Genomic DNA, 17,954 nt, shown 5'->3' with positions numbered 1-17,954 from the left:
CCCTGGGAGGCTTCACCCCATGCATCCCCATTCCCCCTCGCGCGCCGTCCGGTCCGCGCGGATGGTTGCCGCCGCGCTGCTCCTGATGTTGTTCCCCGCCCTGGCCGCCGCTGCGGACCGGGGGGCCTGGGCCCCGGGCGTCGCGTACGTCGTGGGCGACATCGCGTCGTATGGCGGAAAGGGCTACGACTGCCGGCAGTCCCACACGTCCCTGGTGGGCTGGGAGCCGCCCAACGTGCTCGCCCTGTGGCTGGAGCGCACCGGAAATCCTCCCGCGGACACGCAGGCCCCCACCGCACCCACCGGCCTTGGCGCTCCCTCCAAGACGTTCGACAGCGTGTCGCTGACGTGGGGCGCTTCGTCCGACAACGTGGGCGTCACTGGCTACGAAGTCTTCGTCAACGCCAGCGCGACGGCCTCGGCCACCAGCGCTTCGGCGAGCGCCACCGTGACGGGTCTGGCAGCGAACACCACGTACACCTTCACCGTGAAGGCGCGCGACGCGGCGGGCAACCGTTCGGCGGCGAGCGCGGCGTTCAGCACCACCACGCCCACGCGGCCCCTGCCCGACACCCAGGCGCCCACCGCGCCCGGCTCCCTGCGCTCCACCGGCGTGACGTCCAGCAGCGTCGCCCTGGCGTTCAACGCGTCGTCCGACAACGTGGCTGTCACCGGTTACGAAATCTTCGTCAATGGCGCCACGACGCCCGCGACCACCAGCACCACGCTCAGCGCCACCGTGACGGGCCTTTCAGCCAACACCACGTACACCTTCACCGCGAAGGCGCGCGACGCGGCCGGCAACCGGTCCTCCGCCAGCAACAGCATCGCCGCCACGACGAGCAACACCGCGCCGCAGGGCAGCAAGGTGCTGGTTGGCTACTGGCACAACTTCGACAACGGCTCCACCAACATCCGGCTGCGTGACATCTCCTCCAAGTTCAATGTCATCCAGGTCGCCTTCGCGGAGCCGGTGGCGGGCGCGGGCTCCGGCACCATGGGCTTCACGCCGTACAACGCCACGGTCGCGGAGTTCAAATCAGACATCGCCGCGCTCAAGGCGCAGGGCCGCAAGGTGCTCATCTCCCTGGGCGGCGCGAACGGCACCATTCACCTGGACGACGCGGCGGCGAAGCAGAACTTCGTCACCAGCATGCAGGGGCTCATCAACACGTATGGTTTTGACGGCCTGGACCTGGACCTGGAGGGCGCGTCCCTGGCGCTCAACGGCGGGGACACCGACTTCCGCAACCCCACCACGCCCCGCATCCAGAACCTCATCGCCGGCACCCGGCAGTTGCTCAACGCCAATGGCTCAGGCTTCCTGCTCACCATGGCCCCGGAGACCGCCTACGTGCAGGGTGGCTACGCGGCCTACGGCGGCCCCTGGGGCGCCTACCTGCCCGTCATCTACGCGCTGCGTGACCGGCTGACGTACCTGCACGTGCAGCACTACAACACCGGCACGGTGACGGCGCTGGATGGCCGTGCCTACGCGCAGAGCACGCCGGACTTCCACGTGGCCATGGCGGAGATGCTGCTCCAGGGCTTCCCCGTGGGCGGCAACGCGAGCGCGGTCTTCCCGGCGCTCGAGCCCGCGCAGGTCATCATCGGGCTGCCGTCCTCGCCGCAGGCCGCGGGCGGTGGCTACACGACGCCGGCCAACGTGCAGAAGGCGCTGGACTACCTGATGAAGGGCCAGTCCTTCGGCGGCACCTATGTGCTGCGCAAGGCGGGCGGCTACCCGGGCTTCAAGGGGCTGATGACCTGGTCCATCAACTGGGACAAGTTCACCCACTTCGAGTTCTCCAACAGCCACCGCGCCTACCTGGACACGTATCCGTAGGGATGGGACCGCATCGTCCACCGGTCGTGGGCCGGTGGACGATGCGGGCCGTGTCACTCCTGCGTTTGGCTCAACCCCGCCGGGCAGGTGAAGGAGGCCGGCACGGACCAGAGCTGGGGCAGGCCGGTGTCATCCGTGGCGGGAAAGTAGACGCGACTGCCCACGCGGACGAACTCCTGGGTCGCGGAGCCCGTCAATCCCGGGCCGATGTCCGCCAACTGGCCGGTCGTCGCCACGGTGCCTCGGGTGAACCAGGGCTCGGCGGACAAGCCGGTGGAGGAACCGGTGAAGAGGACGGGGCCCTCGCCGGTGGCGAACAGGGGGCTGCTCGTGAAGACGTCGCCCCGGCTCAGCGAGCTGAAGAGTCGGGTGGGGCGGGACGCGCTGGATGCGCCCTGGAGCGCCCACAGTTCCACGCGCTCGGGCTCGGACCCCTCGCCTACGAAGGCCACCGAGAAATAGATGCGGCCCCCGGAGACGGTCGCCCGCTGCACGTAGGTGTACAGGCCTGTGTCGTTATTGGGCAGCGTGGTGACGCGCGTCTTCTCCCCGCCGTTCAATGAGAGGCGGTGGATGCTTACCCGCTGCGTGGCTTCCTCCACGGACGACAGATAGACGCCTCCGTCCAGCACCCCAAGCAAGCGGACGGAGTGGCCGAACGACTCCAGCCGGACGGTCCCCGCCTCCGTGCCATCCGTCTTCCAGAACTCGTAGTTCGGAAAGTCATACAAGGTGAACAGGCCCAGGCTCCCTGCTCGGCCCACCTCATGGAGACTCGCCCTGCCCGCATCCAACTGCATGAGGGACCGGGTTCCCGCCACCGTACCGTCGGTGCGCCACAGCGAGGTGCCCGAGTCCTGGATGCGGATGAAGAGCAGCGCGTTTCCTGCCAGCAGGGGCTCTGGCAGGTTGAACCCGGCAATGTACTCGCTGAAGTTGCCCACCCGTCGCGTGCCTACGTCCGTCCCGTCCGAACGCCACAGCTCCACCCGGAAGGGCTCCGTCTCCGTCTCCGCGATCGGATGGAAGAAGAGCAGGCGGCCGTTGACGGTGGTGGGATGGATCATCGAGTCGATGTAGACATCCGACGTGAAGGCCTTCACGAACCGGGTGGTTCCGGACGTCCCTTCGCTGGCCCAGAGTTGCTCCGTGTCCGTGTTCGGCTCGTAGAACTGGAAGAAGAGCTTGTTGCCCACCGCCACCAGCTCCTCCAGGCGGGAGATGGACTCCCCGAATGCCCTCACCCGGACGGTGCCTGCCTCCGTGCCATCGCTGCTCCACAAGGTCGCGCCGGTGTTGTTGGACGGGCCGCTGAGGGTTGTGAAATAGAGCTTCCCCTGGACGTCGGTGAGCTCATTCAGGGTCGCGTAGGTCGTCGGCCCCGGGGGATGGACGACCTTCACCCGCGACGCCACCCCGACCGGGCACGCCTGGGCATTCACCTCGCGGGTCTGCTCCGCCGCCAGGGGCGTTTCACCCTCCTGGGAGCCGCCACAACCCCACACCGCCAGCCCCAGACACATCCAACTGCCCCAATGGCTTGCACGCATTGCGACTCCTTCCGGCCCGACGTGGCCGGAAGGTGGGAGGTGAGGCAATGCGCCGCAAGACGTACCGCGAGGAGGTGGGAGTGGTTTCGGCCGTGCTCGTGTCCAGGGCGCGTGGGGACACCGGGGGCGAGGGCCGCTCCCGGTGTCGGCCTTGCTGCTTCGGCGCGTGAGGCCGGATGCGTCTGGCTCTACTCGATCGTGGAGTTCGTCACCTTGATGGGCGTATCCGAGTGATTCGAAATCTGGGGATACGTCACGTACCAGGAGCCACCCTTGTTGTTCTGGATGACCGAGCGGTCGATGCGGATGTCGCCCGAGTGGTCGTTGCTCACGAAGAAGATGGCGCTGCCGTGGGCGTTGACCTCGTTGTGTTCGATTCGCGTGCCGCAGAGCGACAGCGTCATCGTGTTGCCGTCGTTGTAGATGGCGCCGCCGCTGCCTCCGCCCGGGGTGCCTGGGCTGGAGGGGTTCGCGCCGTTGCCGATGGCACGGTTGTGGGAGAAGAGGCTGTTGATGACGGTCCACGACACGCCGATGCTGCTGATGCCGCCGCCGTTGGAGCAGACGCCGCCATAGCCCTCCTTGCCACCGAAGGTCGTGTTCACCACGTAGACGGGCCGCCCTTCGTACTGGCTGAACACCCGGAGGGCGCCACCTCCGACGTCGGGCCCGACATCCGCGCACGTGTTGTTGAAGAAGCGGGAGTTGATGACCTTCACCCGCCCACCGCGCACCCAGACCGCCCCGCCTCCGTCGAACTCCGTCTCGCTCTTGGAGCTGGCGTCCACGAACGTGAGGTTCTGGAGCGTCAGCCGGGGGTGGTCCTGGTTCTGGCAGTGGGAGGTCGTCCACACCTGCTTCTGGTCGCAGGTGTTCATGTACAGGATGCGGTGCTTGCCCGCCCCGCTGAGCGTCACCAGCCCCTTGCCGTCGATGACGATGTCCGGTCCCTTGTCGTTGAAGACCTTCGCCGTCTTGTCGAGCGTGAGGGTGACGGGCTCCGGTCCGCAGTCGAAGGTGATGACGCCGCCCTTCGCCACGGCCTCGATGAAGGCCGCGGAGGTGCAGCTCGCGGGCGTTCCGCTACCAACGACGGTGGTGGGCTTGGAGACGTCCGCGAGCCCTGCCTCGGCGGGCACGCTGCACGTGGCCTCCGCGTTCGGATTGCCGGCGGGTGGGCCGTCCTTGGGATTGGTGAGCGGGTTGGGCACGTCCACGCCCGGCCCTTCATCGTCTGAACAGCCCGTGGCGCAGGCGAGCACGAGCCCCGCGACCAGTGAGCGTGCCGTGGTCGCGGGCAACCGGTGAAGTCTCTTCGAGTGCATCAAGCCTCCGGGGATGGCGGCAGTGTAGGGCGGCGCTTCGCCCGAGACGAGCCACTGCGCACATCCCTCGGCGCATCACTGCATCGACAGCGCCCAGGTGTAGCTGCCGCTCGATCCAATGCCAGTCAGGGTCGCCTTGCAGGTCGCGAGCGTGCTGCCATTGGAGGTGGCCGTGCCGCTCGGCGTCCAGTACTCGGAGGTGCCCAGGAACGGGTTGGCGGGGGTGTAGATGGAGCTCAGGTTGAAGGTACAGGTCTTGGTCCCGCTCGCGTATCGAAATCCAACGGCCGTGGACGTGCCGCAGTTGAGCTGGTGCATGCCCGACGTCGTACCGGCCAGGACCGTGCCGAGGCTCGGGATGATGGGCGTGCACGTGTTCGTGAAGGTGTTGATGATGTCGCTGGTGGTGATCTTGTTCTGGACCGTGAAGGTCAGGGTCGCTGCGTGCGCGGAACCCATGCCCAGGACAGCCACTGAAAGTGACGCAAACAGCGTAGAGCTCTTCATGATCGACCCCAAGGGAGAAGGGAAACGAGTTTCCCTGGGATCGAGCTAAACGTTTCTTCCCTGCTTTGTCCAGAAGGCGATGATCAGGGGCCTTTGGGCTTGCCATGCGGATTCAAGGAGGCTGGCCCGGGGTGTCCGCTGCTACCGGGGTGACCTCCGAGCGGCCGAGCGCCACGTAGATGTCGAACCACGCCCGATAGGCGCGCCAGACGGAGTCGTGCTGCTCGATGAGGGTGCGCCGCGCCTCACCCATGCGCTGGGACACGTCGAAGGGCATCCGCGTGTTCTCCTGCGCATGCAGTTGCGCCGCGAACCAGAGCACGTCCAGTTGACCGGCATCGACGGGCGCGTGGGTGCGCTCCTTCAGGGCGTCGGCATGTTCCAGCGCCTTGCCCAGCCAGCGCGCCGCCAGTGCCGGGTCCTGGCGGTCCACGGCATTCTCGGCCAATCGCAGCTCCGCCAGCGTCACCGCGCGGACGTCCTCGTCGCGGTCCGTCTCATCGAACTGCTCCAGGAACAGCGCGCGCCGTTGTTCGAGCGCTTGCGCCGCGGCGTCCAGGCGCCCGAGCCGGGTCTCCGCGTTGGCGCGCAGGCCCGCGGCGATGATGCCGTAGGCGCGGTGGATCTGCCGGGGTGTGGCTCGCGCCTGGCTCAGCGTGGCCCGCACGGCGGGGAGCGCCAGGTCTCGCTCCACCTGATTGAGGTCCTCCAGCGCCTGTTGGGGCTGACCCGCGCCCAACGCGGCGGCGCTGCGGGACAGGCGCACCACCAGCCGGTTGCGCAGCCCCGCCTCGTCGCGGGGACTGGCTTCCACGAGCGGCAGCTCGCGACCGTAGAGCGCCAGGGCCCGTTCGAACCGGCCCGCCGCGAGGTTGTAGAGGGCCGCGCGATCCAGGGTCAGGGGGACGAACCGGGCCAGCTTCGGAGCGGCATCCACCAGGGCCAGGGCCTTGTCCGCCGCCTGCGCGGACTCCGCCTCCTTGCCGACATGCAGGAGCGCCCGGGCGCGGGCCAGCGACACCGCCACCCCCGCCGCGTTGTCCACGTAGGGATACGCGTCGCGCTGGTCCAGGTAGCCCAGGGCGATGTGGTAGTTGCCCACCTGCGTGTGCAACATCCCCAGTGCGCCCAGCACCATGGCCTTGTAGCGGATGTTGTTGCGCACCAAGTCCAGGGCGACCAGGTAGTGCCGGTTGGCGCGCTCGGCGGCGGCGGGGTCGTGGCCGCGCAGGAAGTCCTCATGCTGGATGGCGCCATACAGGGCCCGCGCCGCGCGCTGGTTCTTCAGCTCCGGCCAGGCCGCGCGCAGCTCCTTCACGGCCGTCGCCACTGCCTTCGCGTGGGCGTCGTCCTCCAGCTTGGTCATCCGGCGTGTCGTGACATAGGCCTTCACGAAGCGCTTGAGCGGTTCGCGCATCTTCGCGGACGTGGTGGTGACCTCCTGCTCCACCACCTCCGGACTGACGCCGGCCCGCAGTCGCAGGCTCATGGATTCGACGGCGCTCTCCAGTGAGCCCGTCCGCCGCGTCACGAGGTCGAAGTCGGCGCGGGCTTCGTCCAGGCGCTGCCTTCCCATCCGGCGGTAGGCGCGGCCCATCATCGCGCGGCGGAACAGCCGGTCTGCCCGGCGGGCCTCCTCGGTGCCGGCGGGGGCGTCCTCGACGTAGGCCGACGCCAGGGCTTCCATCACCCCATCCGCGCCGAGGCTTGCCGCGCGCTCGACGGCATCCTGCACCACCGCGCGCCGCCGGAGCGGGTCCTTCTGCTGATGGTAGAAGGCCATCAGCGCATCCCGGACGGGGCGGGGCGGGCGCTCTTCGTGCAAGGCATTGACGTGCCGGCCCAGCTCCAGGGCAAAGGCATACGCGGACCCGGCGGGCGCCGCCCCGAGCGCCTGGGCCATCGCGGCATCCGCTTCCGCGTAGGGGCGTCCCCGGTACAGCGCGCGGACAGCGGCGCGGGCGAAGTCGAGCTGGTCGTCTTCACGGAAGACCTTGTTCGTGGACAGCCGGCGGCCGGCGTCGAGCAGGGCCTCCCGGTCATCGAGCATCCGGTACAGCGCGTCCGCGCGTTCGAACCATGCCTCCAGCACCGCGCGCGGCGTGGTGTCCGTCAGTTGGGCCGCCTCCAATTCCTGTCGCGCCTGGGTGATGTCGCCCGACGCCTCCGCCAACTCACTGCGCACCACGTGCTGGAAGACGGCGGACGGCGGGCTGGGCGCATGCGCGGGATCCAACGCGGCCATGCGTTGCTGTTCGGCTTCGCTCAACTCGTCCACCATGCGGCCGCGCTCGCGCTCCTTCATGGCCTTGCGGTGGTCGATGAGGATCCGCAACGGCTCCGCCAGGCCCTGGGTGGCGGGGTCTTCCACGGACGACATGTGGCGGGCGTAGAAGGTCGCCGCGTCGAAGTCCTCGAACGCCAGGTGGAGCTGGCTCAGGCGCATCATCAGCAGCCGGCGCGGCTTGGGGCGTGCTTCGCGCAGCAGGCGCTGCCGGTAGAGCAGCAGTTGATCCGCGCGCCTTCCCACCATCCCCAGCTCTTCATTGAGGCGGGGCACGTCCCAGTCGCTGGGGACGAGCCCATCCAGCGGCAGTTGATACACATCCAGCGACTGGTCGCGCGAACAGGTCGCGATGAGTGACGCGTCCGCGGGTGCCGGGTACTGGCAGCTCCAGGCCACGCTGGTGAGCTGGTCCGGACTGGAGGTGGCGGCTTGTTGGGGCGCGTCCTCCTGGTCGGAAGCGAAGGGCACCCGGAACAACACCCCGCTGTCGCTGGCGTCAATCACTCCATCCGCGTTGGAGTCGGTGAAGAACTGCACCACGTACAGCGAGCGCCCGTCGCGGGCGAACACGGGCTGGCCGGTCTGCCCCGGCAGGTCGAGCGCCAGCGGGATGGGGGCCGCGTCGGGGCGGTCCAGCCGGAGCGCCTCCAGATGGGGCGCGGCGCGCGCGGCGAAGCCCGGGCCCACCTGCTGCACGGAGCGTTCGATGGGGACGTACACCAGCCAGCGTCCGTCGTGGGAGACCGTGGGGCTGGTCAGGTTGCGCACGAGCAGCGGGCGCACGCTCCACTCGCGCTCCACCGCGACACGCGAGAGGCGCAGGTCTCCCTGGATGCTCGCGCGGCTGACCAGCGCGATGTGCGCGTTGTCGATCCACTCCGCCTGGAGCGCGCTCGTCTCTTCCTCCAGGCAGTGGCGCTCCTCGGCGGCCGGCAGGTCCCTCACGCACAACTGTCCGCCGGCCTGGGTCCGGAACGAGATGTAGAGCAGGCGCTTGCCATCGGGGCTGATGCGCGGCCACGTCACGTCCGCGCCTTCGTCGAAGAGGCGCCGCTCGCGGCCCTGCTCCAGGTCCTGGGTGTAGAGCTCGGTCGCGATGTTGCGGTTGGACACGAAGAGCAGCGTGTTGCCATCCGGCGCCAACTGACCCAGGAACTGGTCCCCCATGCCTACGGTGAGCCGCGAGAGCGTGCGCATGCCCCCGTCGGGCTCGTCATCCTGGGCCCCGGCCACGCCCGCCAGGAGCACGGACAGGAGCGCGAACCACCGGCCCCCGGGCGTCAGCACTTCTTCTCTCCCCAGGTGCCGTCCCCCGCTTCGACCCAGCCGCCGCAGACCACCCCTTCGGCGTGCGCCTGCTGCCAGTTCTTGCGCAGCGTTGCTTCCGGCACGCCCGGGCGCACCGAGTGCATCCACTGCCACAACTGCATCCGGCCCCGGTTCACCCGCTCCATCAGCGCCACGTCGTCGGAGGAAAGGCGCCCGGCCTGGCACTTGCGCCGGGTGTCCACCAGCAGCCCCTCGCGGCCCTCGCCCACGCAGTGGCGGCGCAGCAGGTCGTCCACGCGGTCCGCTGGCGTCCTGCCGAGGTTCTCGATGAGCGGCGTGGGCTGGATGCCCAGATCCTCCAGTTGGTTGGGCGTGAGCGGCACGGGCGTCGGGCTCATGCCCGCTCGGGCCAGCCGCTGCTCCACGTCCTTGAACGAACCCGCGGCCTGTTCCTCAAGCGCCGTCGCGCGGTCGACCATGACGATCTCCGGAGCGCGGATGCAGCCGGGAGCGGCCAGGGCGGCCAGGAGCAGCAACCCACGGTGTTTCATGGCGTGGCCTCTGGTGGAGTCAGGGAAAGGAGCATCCGGTCGACGAGCGGCCCCATGGGGATGCCGCGAATCTCATCGATGCTGATCAGCCTGGCCAGTCCGCCCATGGTGATGCGCAGGCTGCCAAAGCCGTGATTGAAGCTCACCCGCACGTGTTCCGGATAACCCAGTCCCAAGGCGTAGCGGACGCGGTTGGTGGCGGGGTCCACGTGGCGTGGATCCTCCAGGTCGAGCAGGTCGAGCAGGTGGCGGTTGCCGATGCGAAGGATCTCCGCGCGCCCGTTGACGCTGCGCTCGCGGGCGGAGATGACCACGGCGGCATTGCCGTCGAAGGGCTCGCCCCGGGACGACTTCACGCCCGTCGCGCGCACGTGGGCCTCCAGCGTGGAGTTCTTGCCCTGCCAGTCCAGCAGGCACTGGCCGGTGATGCGCCCGCCCCGGACGCCCATCTCCAACTGGCTCATGGACACCACGTTCTGGTGGATGGACAGGTTGCCGGCCAGGGGCGCGATGGTGAGCATGGGCGTGGTGATGCGGCCCACCGACACGAAGCTGCTGCCAGACATCAGGGGATGCTGGTCGGCGAAGCGGAGCATCGAGTAGGGATTGACGTCGCTGTCGTTCATCAGCCGCGCCTGGCCCTCGGAGAACTGCACGTTCTCCGCCAGCGGCACGCTGCCATCGAGCGTTTCGATGGCGATGCCCGACTCAGGCATCCGCAGGTTCACGTTCTGGAAGACCAGGTGGGAGAGGGTCCGGAAGCTCACGAGGTCGGGCGAAGCCACCCGGAAGTCGACGGAGACCTTGCCGCTGCTCTCGATGCGGCCGGGTTGCGCGATCCGGGCCAGGTCCTGCTCCAGGGCCCCCCGGAAGGCCAGACGGCGCCGGCCGTCGCTCAGGTCGAGCCGCCCCTGGATGTTGAGTTGGGTCCCGGTCCCCGGGTTGGACAGCTTCAGGTCGGGGACGTGGATGACGCCATGGGGTTGGTGGCGGAGGGTGAACGACGCCTCCAGGTCCTGGACGGGGAGGGGGTAGGGCAGCGCCGGCTTCTGTTCGAGGGTGCGGACCTTCACCTCGTGTCTGCCTTCAATCTCAGCCGCTTCCAGCTTGTCGGTGAAGGAGACGGTGGTCTCGCTCGACACGCCAGCGAGCGACAGCCGGCGGTCGTTCAGGTTCACGGAGAGCTTTTCCGCCGTCAGGTGGCTGTGCAGGCTGCGCCGGGACCCGTCGACGTGGGATTCGGCCTTCCAGTTCGCTTGGGGGAGGTTGATGGACAGGCCGTCCTGTCGCCAGCGCAGCCCCTGCCCGTCCACCACCGCGGTTCCCTCGAAGGCGATGGTGCGCAGTGGATCCGGGGTGAGGCGCGGGGTCCCGTCCGGGGCGATGCCCGCGAGCAGGCCGAACAGCGTGCCGTGGACCTCGCCGGTGAAGGCCATTCGCGAGGGCTCCAGTTCCTTGGGCACCCGGGCCCGGACCAGGAGGGGCGAGAGGGGACCGAGTGGCGGAAGGTCGCCCTTCACATCCACGCGAAGCCCCCGGGTCTTGCGGTCGAAGGCCAGCGCGGCGTCGACAGTGACCTTCAGCCCGGCCTGGCTGGTGAGTCCCAGTCGAAGCGATGGCTTGCGGCGATCCATGTCCACCGTGAGGCGTTGATGCTGGGCGCCCGCGTCGCTGTCGCCGATGCGCAGCCCTTCGACCTGGAGGTCCAGCTCGCCCTGATGCCGCCAGGAGTCGCCGTGGGAGCTCAGGACGAAGGTGGCGTCGCGCGCCGTCACATCGTCCCAGCCCGGACGCTGCAAGCGCAGCTCCGTCCGATGCTCCACCCGGGGCGAGGCGGAGAAGAGGGCCGTCAGCTTGCCTTTGGACGCCACGGCCACACCCAACTGCTTCCAGGGAAGATGCGCGGCGACTTCGTCCGGGAGGAAGGGCCGGGCGACGACGAGGTCCGGGGTCTGGACGTCGAGGGTGTAGGCGAGGTCGTCGGTGCCCTTGGTGGCATCCAGCGATGCGTGCAGCGTCCCGGCGTCGAGGTCCAGACGGGCTCGGGCTCGGCTGCGCTGGGGGTCTTCCCAACCGGGGAACACGTCCGATGCGTGGAGCTTCACGGTCACCGGGCCCTTCAGCAGCTCGCGTCCCTCCGCCGTGACGACCTGGAGCAACTCCACGGGCATGTCTGCCTTCAGCGTGAAGGGCGGCTTGCCGGCGAGCGGAGCCTGGAGCTGCAATCCCAGACGCTTCGCCACCACCTGGAGCCCGGAGGCGCGGGCCTCCAGGGCCTCCACCATTCCAGACAGGACGACATCTCCCGCGACCTGGAGGGGCGATGCGGGGTCAGGCCGCAACTGGTGACCCTTCAGCTCGCCGGAGGCCTTGGGGATGCGCAGCGCGGAGGGGCCCCGGATGTCCAATCCCTGGAGTGCGAAGCCGAGCTGGGCAGTGAGCCCCTGCTGCGGATCCGGGGTCGCCGTCAGGGAGATGCGTCCCCCGCCGAGCGACAGCCGGAGCGAGTCCTGGGCGTGCTGGAGCGCCGCGACCTCCACCTCCAGCCCGAGCCTGCCCTGCGCCCCCAGTTGGGGCATGGCGCTGAGCGTGACGTCCTGGGCATCCAGGTGCACCTTGCCGCGCTCGAGGGTGATGGGCCGCAGGTCCGGAGGGAGCGCTTGCAACAGCCGTCCCAGGTCCACGTCCGCCAGGGCCCGGTTCAAGACGGGCGGGAGGTTCGCCGCATCCGGAAGCACCAACTGCGCCTGCACTTCGGCGCTGTCGGTCAGCCGGGTGCGGTCCAGGTCGACGGTGATGTGTTGCTGTTCGCCGTTGAACTTCGCCGACACCGCGCCATGCAGCAGCGTGCGGACCGTGAACCGGGGATCGAAGGACTGCCGCGCGACGTCGAGGTCTACCCGGGCGCGTGCGGCGGAGGCACCCACTTCCGCGGAGAGGGCCAACTCCAGCTCGGCCTGCGCTGGGGGCACGGTGGGAGCTTCGCGGCCCAGCACGAGTGGCAGGGGCCTTCCGGGCTGGCCCAGCTCCGCGAAGAGCTTCCATTCCCCGTCGTGGCGTTTCGCTTCGACCATGGCCGCGAGTCCGCGCAGGGACCAGCGGTCGACCACGGCTCCGTTGTGGACGCGGACGTACCCCAGCGAGATGCCCGACAGCTCGATCTTCCCGAACGGTGGAGCGGAGGACAGGAAGTCAGCGGCCTGTCGGGAGGCTCCGAGGGGAGCTTCGAGCGGCGCCGGCTCCGGGGCTTCGGGCCCTGTCACCGCATCAAGGGAGGTGGGGCCCGCCTCATCGGCGACCTGGGTGAAGACCACGTCGCGCGCGACCACCCGTTCCACGCGGGGTGTCTGGCTCAGCAGGTCACCGGGAGACCAGTGCGCCTCCAGTGTTCCGACGCGCAGCAGTTCGGGAGCGGCGGCCTCGAAGGGCGGCGGAGTCCGCACCACCAGTCCTTCCAGGCGCAACCCCGAGAGCACCGCGACGCGGGCTGCCTGGTAGTCCACCCGCAGGCCACTGGCCGCTTCCACCTGGGAGACGATGCGTTGTTTCAGCCAGGGATGGTCCAGGTGGTGCAGCAGGACCGCCCCGGTGGCCAGGAGCAGCACGACGGTCGCGACGAGCACGAGCAGCGTGCCCGCGAGGATCCGCTTCAATCGCCGACGAGGCCGTACAGCTCCGGGGGATTCCATGGTGTTCCGTCGAGGCGAGCCGGCCACCCGTGTCCTACCATGTGGTGGAATCGGGCTTCAATCGGAGGTCCTCTCGGAAGACGGAGGGCAGGCAGGGCGGCACCGTGTGCCCCGTTTCTGCTTCAACCGAAGGCGGAGGGCGCCATTCCCGCCGGGGCGCCCGCCAGCGGTTTGGAGGGGTTACGCACGAAGCTGTGGACCTTGCTCCTCCGAAGTCGGTCCACGCCACCCACGTTCGGGGTCAAAGAGGGACGTGGCCAACTGTGGCTCAATGACGACTTGGGGCTCAACACCCCGCGAGCGAGGGTGCTCTGTGCTGGAGCCAGCGGGGCCGGCGGAAAGGGCATTGCGGGTGCCCCCAGATTGGCGCACGCCCGTCGGGGGGCTGGCAGCTACTGCTCCAGCCCCCTCAATCTGGTCGATACGTTCGGTACAGACGAAGACCTCCAGCCAGCCTCAGCGTTCCTGCGGCTCGATGGAGAGCCTTGCCGCCGGATCACCAAGAAGGACATAGGTGGAGAGATCGTGACGTGCCATCCACCAGTAGGCCCGGTCGAGGAGTTCCTGGGTCGGCTCGCATCCACCGGCCCTTGCGACTTCGTCCTGATGGTACAGCATGGATAGCCGCGTATCGATGGATGCGATGGAGTTGGTCAGTGAATGCAAGCCCACGCCGGCCCGGCGGCGCTTCATCAAGCTTCGCAGCACGTCGGTGAATCGCTCCGAGCGGTTGTTTCCTTCCACGTCGTGGTACGTGTAGGACCACGCGAGGTCCACGTGGCCTATCACCGCAAGGGGCCCGTGCGGATTGGCCAGCGCCGCCTGGGGCAACGCCGAGACGAAGGGCTGGCCATCCAGGGGGGCCGTGCTGAGGACGGCTTCTAGCTGCCTCCCCCCCTCGCGCAATTCCCGGAGCCTTTGGAGCCAAGGTGCATACGCGCTGCGCGCCGGAGTACCGACGCTGAAGCATGCGAAGTAGATCCAAATGCCCCCAGGTAAGAAGGGGCGATGGCTTACGTCGCTGGCTGTCAGGAGCTGTCCGTTGGCCAGGACCAACTCGCCCTGGTGCAGACGTTGCTCTTGCGCGGAGTGCCATCCGTCCATGGGACCTGCGCTCCCATGACTGAGCGACAGGAGCGCCGTGGGCTCGGGCCTGGCTGCGCTGGCGAGGAGTTCCTCCGAAGAGACGGTCGGGGCCGTGTCCACCTCCAACACCTCGCTGGCTGGAAAGGCACCACGCAGGTGGCTCTTTTCGCAGGCTTCCAGGCTCCGGCAGACCAAGCGTTCGTATCCATGCCGCGTGGCATCAGTACCGTCATGGCTGGCGAAGAAGAGCGTCCGGCCCCGCTTCGCGCGGGGAGGGTTCTGCTCAGCCTTCAACACCTTGTCGACATAGTGCTCGAAGTCAATGTCCCTGGGAAAGGTGAGCCGGCCGACGAATCGATCCACCGCCAGATACTGCTGGAAATCGAAGGATACCTCGTGTGCGTCACCCAGGATGAGTAGGTACCGAGGCTGGTCTTCAGGTGCTAGCTTCAAAAGCTTGCATCGAAACTCCTCGGTTTCCTGCCAGGTCATTGCCGGTGCGACAGGGAAGACCTGGACTTCTTCTGGTCTTATCTTCTGCTGCGCGGCCCGGTGGTCGATCAAACGAGTCACGCGCCGCCGCAGCTCCTGACCTCGGACCCCCTCGGGCACGACCAACGCCCAGCCTTGCGTGGCGAGGTCATTCAAGTTTCCTGAGAGATCGTAGAGGTGCTTGGATTTCGCCCCTTCGCGGGGCCGGGGTTCAGGGATGACGGACGCCAGCGGGAGTCCCTGAGGCAGTACCGGATGAGGACCGTTTTCGTGAGCGAGCAACAGATGGATGGACATAGCGTTCCTTCGGGCTCAACGCTTGATGGTCTGGCCATCACTCTTGAGTCCAGGGGGCGGGCCGTCCGAGGTAGGTGGTTTGTCCCCGCCCGTCTTGACCTCAAACGGAGGGGGGCCATGCGTCACCTGGGCACCCTCGCTCTTCACTTGCCGGAGGAAGCGACGCAACTGCTCCTTGCCCGTGCCCCTGAGTTCGAACACGTGTCGGGGATTCGGGTCGATGACCCCAGTGCCCTCGAAATGGTCCTCCTTCTGGTCCACGTAGACGTGGCGCCCTTCCTCCGGGCAACCTTCGAAAAAAGGCGTACCCGTCCAGCGCGCGAACTCTAGCGCTCGTGCTGCGTGCGTCATGTTGGCTCCTTGTAGGGGTGCTGCGTCAGGCGATCATTCGAAGAGGAGGACGCTGTCCACCCACGTCTCGGTCGGTTTCTGCTGGTGCCACGTCAGACGCTCGTTACGCAGGGCCACCGCGGGGGACTCGCCCATCCGGACCCTTGCTCGAACCGCGTTGAAGAACTCCGATGCCCCCTGGTCCGGAATTCGGAGGGTTGCGGCCAGGACGGCACGTGCCCCCGCTTCGATGATTGCGCTGGGGAGGCTCATGGGCTCGTGGAGGACGGGGGCAGCGTGGCCTCCATGGCATGCAGCGATGACCACCAAAGGCGCGCCCTTCAGCTTCGCCCGGCGTAGTCGCTGGGTTCGGAGTTCATCCGAACCGGCTTGCTCTCCCTGTCGGGCGAAGACGAGGAAGGACGCGTCCGAGACCGGACTCAGCAGTCCATGGGTCACCAGGTCGACCTCCGTTGCATCCGCCATTTCCTGGAGCACCCGGTCTGGCGTGGCCTGGGCTCCCTCAAGCAACCGGGGCTGTTCACCGGGGCCGAAGACGGGATTCCAGACAAGCGAAGCCAACTTGCGCTGGGGGGCGTACTCCACGCCCTGCACCACAAGGTGGATGGCCTTGCCCGGCGGAGGCTGTCTTGTCGAAAGCTGCGTCCGGTAACTCCAGGCGAAGGCCGCGGGCAGCATCGCGGGGAGCCCTTGCAGGGGCGGTCTGGCCAGCACCTGGATCGTCTCGCAGGGTGCTAGCGCCGTCAGGGCTTCGGGAGGGACAAGGTTCGGTGCGTCCTTCTTCACTCGCTGGGTCCTGCTCCCCTCGTAGTAACCCAGTGTGGCCCCATCCATGCCACGGGCCACCACAAGGCTCCGCTCGCTGTCCACCGTGAGCGCGAGCATGCACCGCGCAGGTATCTCCCCCCGCAACTCCTCGCCGAACAGCCGTGCCGCAGCCTGGAAGTTATGGGCTTTCGCCTCGTCCATGATGAGCGCGGTGAAACTGTAGGTCCTGGCGTGCCGGGCATCCTCGTCTTGTGCACCCGCTGCTTCGGCCTTCACGATGGCTTCACGGAGCTGCGCCTGCCCTCGAACCCGGTCCTTCTCCAACTGGAAACGGCCCAGATAGTGAAGGGCCAGTGCATGCTTCCCTGGGGACAACGGCCCTTCGGCGGCGACGGCCTCGCTCATCGTCTGAGCATCTTTCGGATCGGGCCGCTGCCTCGCAATGTCCGACAGGGCAGCGGCGCCATGCAGTGTCAGGGGCCGACCTGTGGCAAGCGCGCGGTCGATGGCCGCCCGCGCTCGGTCGAAGTCCAGGACGTGCAGTTCCAGGTGCGCCAGTTCCTGCTGGATGTAGTGCTCGCGGATCTTGTTGCCCTGTGACCGTTCGAGTGATTCGTGGAGGTAGGCACGCGCGAGGGGGGCGTCATCTCTAAGGCGGGCAGCCTTCGCCAGCATCTCCAGGAATTGGAGCTGCCTCTCGCGCAGATTACTCTCCCGTGCCTCCTTCCATCCCTTGAGGGCGTGCTGTTGGACGTCATCAGGCTGGAGAAGCTGCGAATACAGGTGGGCGAGATCCAACTCCAGGTCCATGCAGCGATAGGGAATGGGTGTGCCGTCACATCGTTCGCGGGCACGCTCCATCACCGACTGGGCTCCCCAGACATCTCCCCCGCGCAGCAAGGCTTCTCCCTGTTTCTGGAGGGCGAGGATTTCGAACCAGGGATCCTGGCTTGCCTGTGCGAGCTTCTTGAACGTCTCCAGATGATCGGGGACGGCTTCGGCGCGAAGGAGCGAGCCGAGGATGAGGTCCGGCTCGTCCGAATCCAGGATTCGGGTGAGGAACGCGGGCGTCCGGGCGTCGTGAGGAAAATTGCCCAGGAGGCTGACGTATTCGCGCACCAAGGGGCCACGGTGGGCGAAGTCGCGCTGGGCTGTGCGCTTCACGTATTGCTGAAGCACGTCACTGCCCGTGCCGACATCCAGGGATTTTGCAAGCGGCAGGAGTGCGCTGACCTCCTCGGAGGAGGGGCGCGACCGCACGGCCTCGTAAAAGTAGAGACGCAACAGCGACGACTTTGCCAGCGGTGAGCCTTCAGGAAGCTTACCGGTGGCCACGAGTGCGTTGCCCGCGTCGAGCAGGGCCCTGGAGTGGCCATCCGCAGAGGAGACGTCGGACCGCAATTGCTCCGCGCGCTGCTTGGCCTCCTGGGCCCAGCCTTGCTCCCCCCCCTGCGCTACCTCCTGGAAGTCGCGCGCGGCAAGTAATGGCAACTGGAGTGTTTCGAGGACGAGGGCCCGGTTCCAGCGGGCCTGAAGGAACGTGGGGTGCTCGGCGATGAGCGGGTCCAGGAGGCGCAGGGCCTCTGCGGTTTCGCCCAGGGCCAGCAGGGCCGCAGCGCGGTCGTTACGGGCTTCCGGCGAGGGGCTGTCCAATGCGTCGAGGGTGCCCAGGGCCTCTTTGGGGCGACCCCACGCGAGGTACATTGCGGCCTGTGCCGCTCTGTCTGCCTGGTCTCCCAGTTGGGAAAGTGCCTTGAGGGGTAGTTCCTCCTGATGGGCCGTTCCACCCATGAGTTGTGCCTGGGGCGGACGGTATCGGTCGGCGCGGGGGTGGCTGAGGCGGGGCGCGCCGCGTGTGCGGCCCGGCGTGTTCCAGGCGAGCTCGACGTCCGTGGACTCGTGGGGCCTTGCGCCGTGGAGGCTGAAGAGGAGGACG

Annotated in this window: 10 protein-coding genes; 1 reads left to right on the top strand and 9 read right to left on the bottom strand. The window is 68.0% G+C overall.

Annotated elements, in window-relative coordinates:
* Positions 1-19: 19 nt before the first annotated feature.
* Entirely contained in the window at positions 20-1,846 is a 1,827-nt protein-coding gene (locus D7V88_RS12915; RefSeq protein ID WP_120540939.1) for a fibronectin type III domain-containing protein, read from the top strand.
* Between the two features lie 53 nt (positions 1,847-1,899).
* Here the strand turns inward: D7V88_RS12915 and D7V88_RS12910 are convergent, their stop codons facing one another.
* The 9 genes from D7V88_RS12910 to D7V88_RS12870 all read right to left on the bottom strand — a co-directional run bounded on the left by D7V88_RS12910 (position 1,900) and on the right by D7V88_RS12870 (position 17,809).
* On the bottom strand, positions 1,900-3,396 hold the full coding sequence (locus tag D7V88_RS12910; RefSeq protein WP_120540938.1) for a hypothetical protein: 1,497 nt from the start codon (positions 3,394-3,396) through the stop codon (positions 1,900-1,902).
* Between the two features lie 188 nt (positions 3,397-3,584).
* A complete protein-coding gene (locus tag D7V88_RS12905; RefSeq protein ID WP_120540937.1) occupies positions 3,585-4,721 on the bottom strand; it encodes a hypothetical protein in 1,137 nt (378 codons plus the stop codon).
* A gap of 75 nt (positions 4,722-4,796) precedes the next feature.
* The gene (locus D7V88_RS12900; protein WP_244238118.1) at positions 4,797-5,180 is read right to left on the bottom strand and encodes a hypothetical protein; all 384 of its coding nucleotides are present in this window, start codon (positions 5,178-5,180) and stop codon (positions 4,797-4,799) included.
* Between the two features lie 160 nt (positions 5,181-5,340).
* Positions 5,341-8,802 carry a TolB-like translocation protein gene (locus tag D7V88_RS12895; RefSeq protein ID WP_244238117.1) on the bottom strand — a complete coding sequence of 1,154 codons (3,462 nt, stop codon included), beginning with the start codon at positions 8,800-8,802 and terminating at the stop codon, positions 5,341-5,343.
* Complete coding sequence (locus D7V88_RS12890) at positions 8,796-9,335, bottom strand: DUF1318 domain-containing protein (protein WP_120540935.1); 540 nt, start codon at positions 9,333-9,335, stop codon at positions 8,796-8,798. Before D7V88_RS12890 ends, D7V88_RS12895 begins: the two co-directional genes overlap by 7 nt.
* The gene (locus D7V88_RS12885) at positions 9,332-12,988 is read right to left on the bottom strand and encodes an AsmA family protein (protein WP_341870673.1); all 3,657 of its coding nucleotides are present in this window, start codon (positions 12,986-12,988) and stop codon (positions 9,332-9,334) included. The genes D7V88_RS12890 and D7V88_RS12885 overlap by 4 nt, the downstream gene beginning before the upstream one ends.
* Positions 12,989-13,480: 492 nt before the next feature.
* Positions 13,481-14,899 (bottom strand): hypothetical protein, encoded by a 1,419-nt coding sequence (locus D7V88_RS12880; RefSeq protein ID WP_147448711.1) that lies wholly within the window; start codon positions 14,897-14,899, stop codon positions 13,481-13,483.
* Positions 14,900-14,914: 15 nt separating this feature from the next.
* A complete protein-coding gene (locus D7V88_RS42585; protein WP_147448710.1) occupies positions 14,915-15,250 on the bottom strand; it encodes a hypothetical protein in 336 nt (111 codons plus the stop codon).
* Positions 15,251-15,283: 33 nt separating this feature from the next.
* Positions 15,284-17,809 (bottom strand): CHAT domain-containing protein, encoded by a 2,526-nt coding sequence (locus tag D7V88_RS12870; protein ID WP_158625075.1) that lies wholly within the window; start codon positions 17,807-17,809, stop codon positions 15,284-15,286.
* Positions 17,810-17,954: the final 145 nt, after the last annotated feature.

Origin of the sequence: Corallococcus terminator, from assembly GCF_003611635.1 — a bacterium.
GTDB classification, from domain to species: domain Bacteria; phylum Myxococcota; class Myxococcia; order Myxococcales; family Myxococcaceae; genus Corallococcus; species Corallococcus terminator.
Note: the sequence above shows the minus strand (reverse complement) of the source record. Positions and strands in the feature narration are given on the sequence as shown.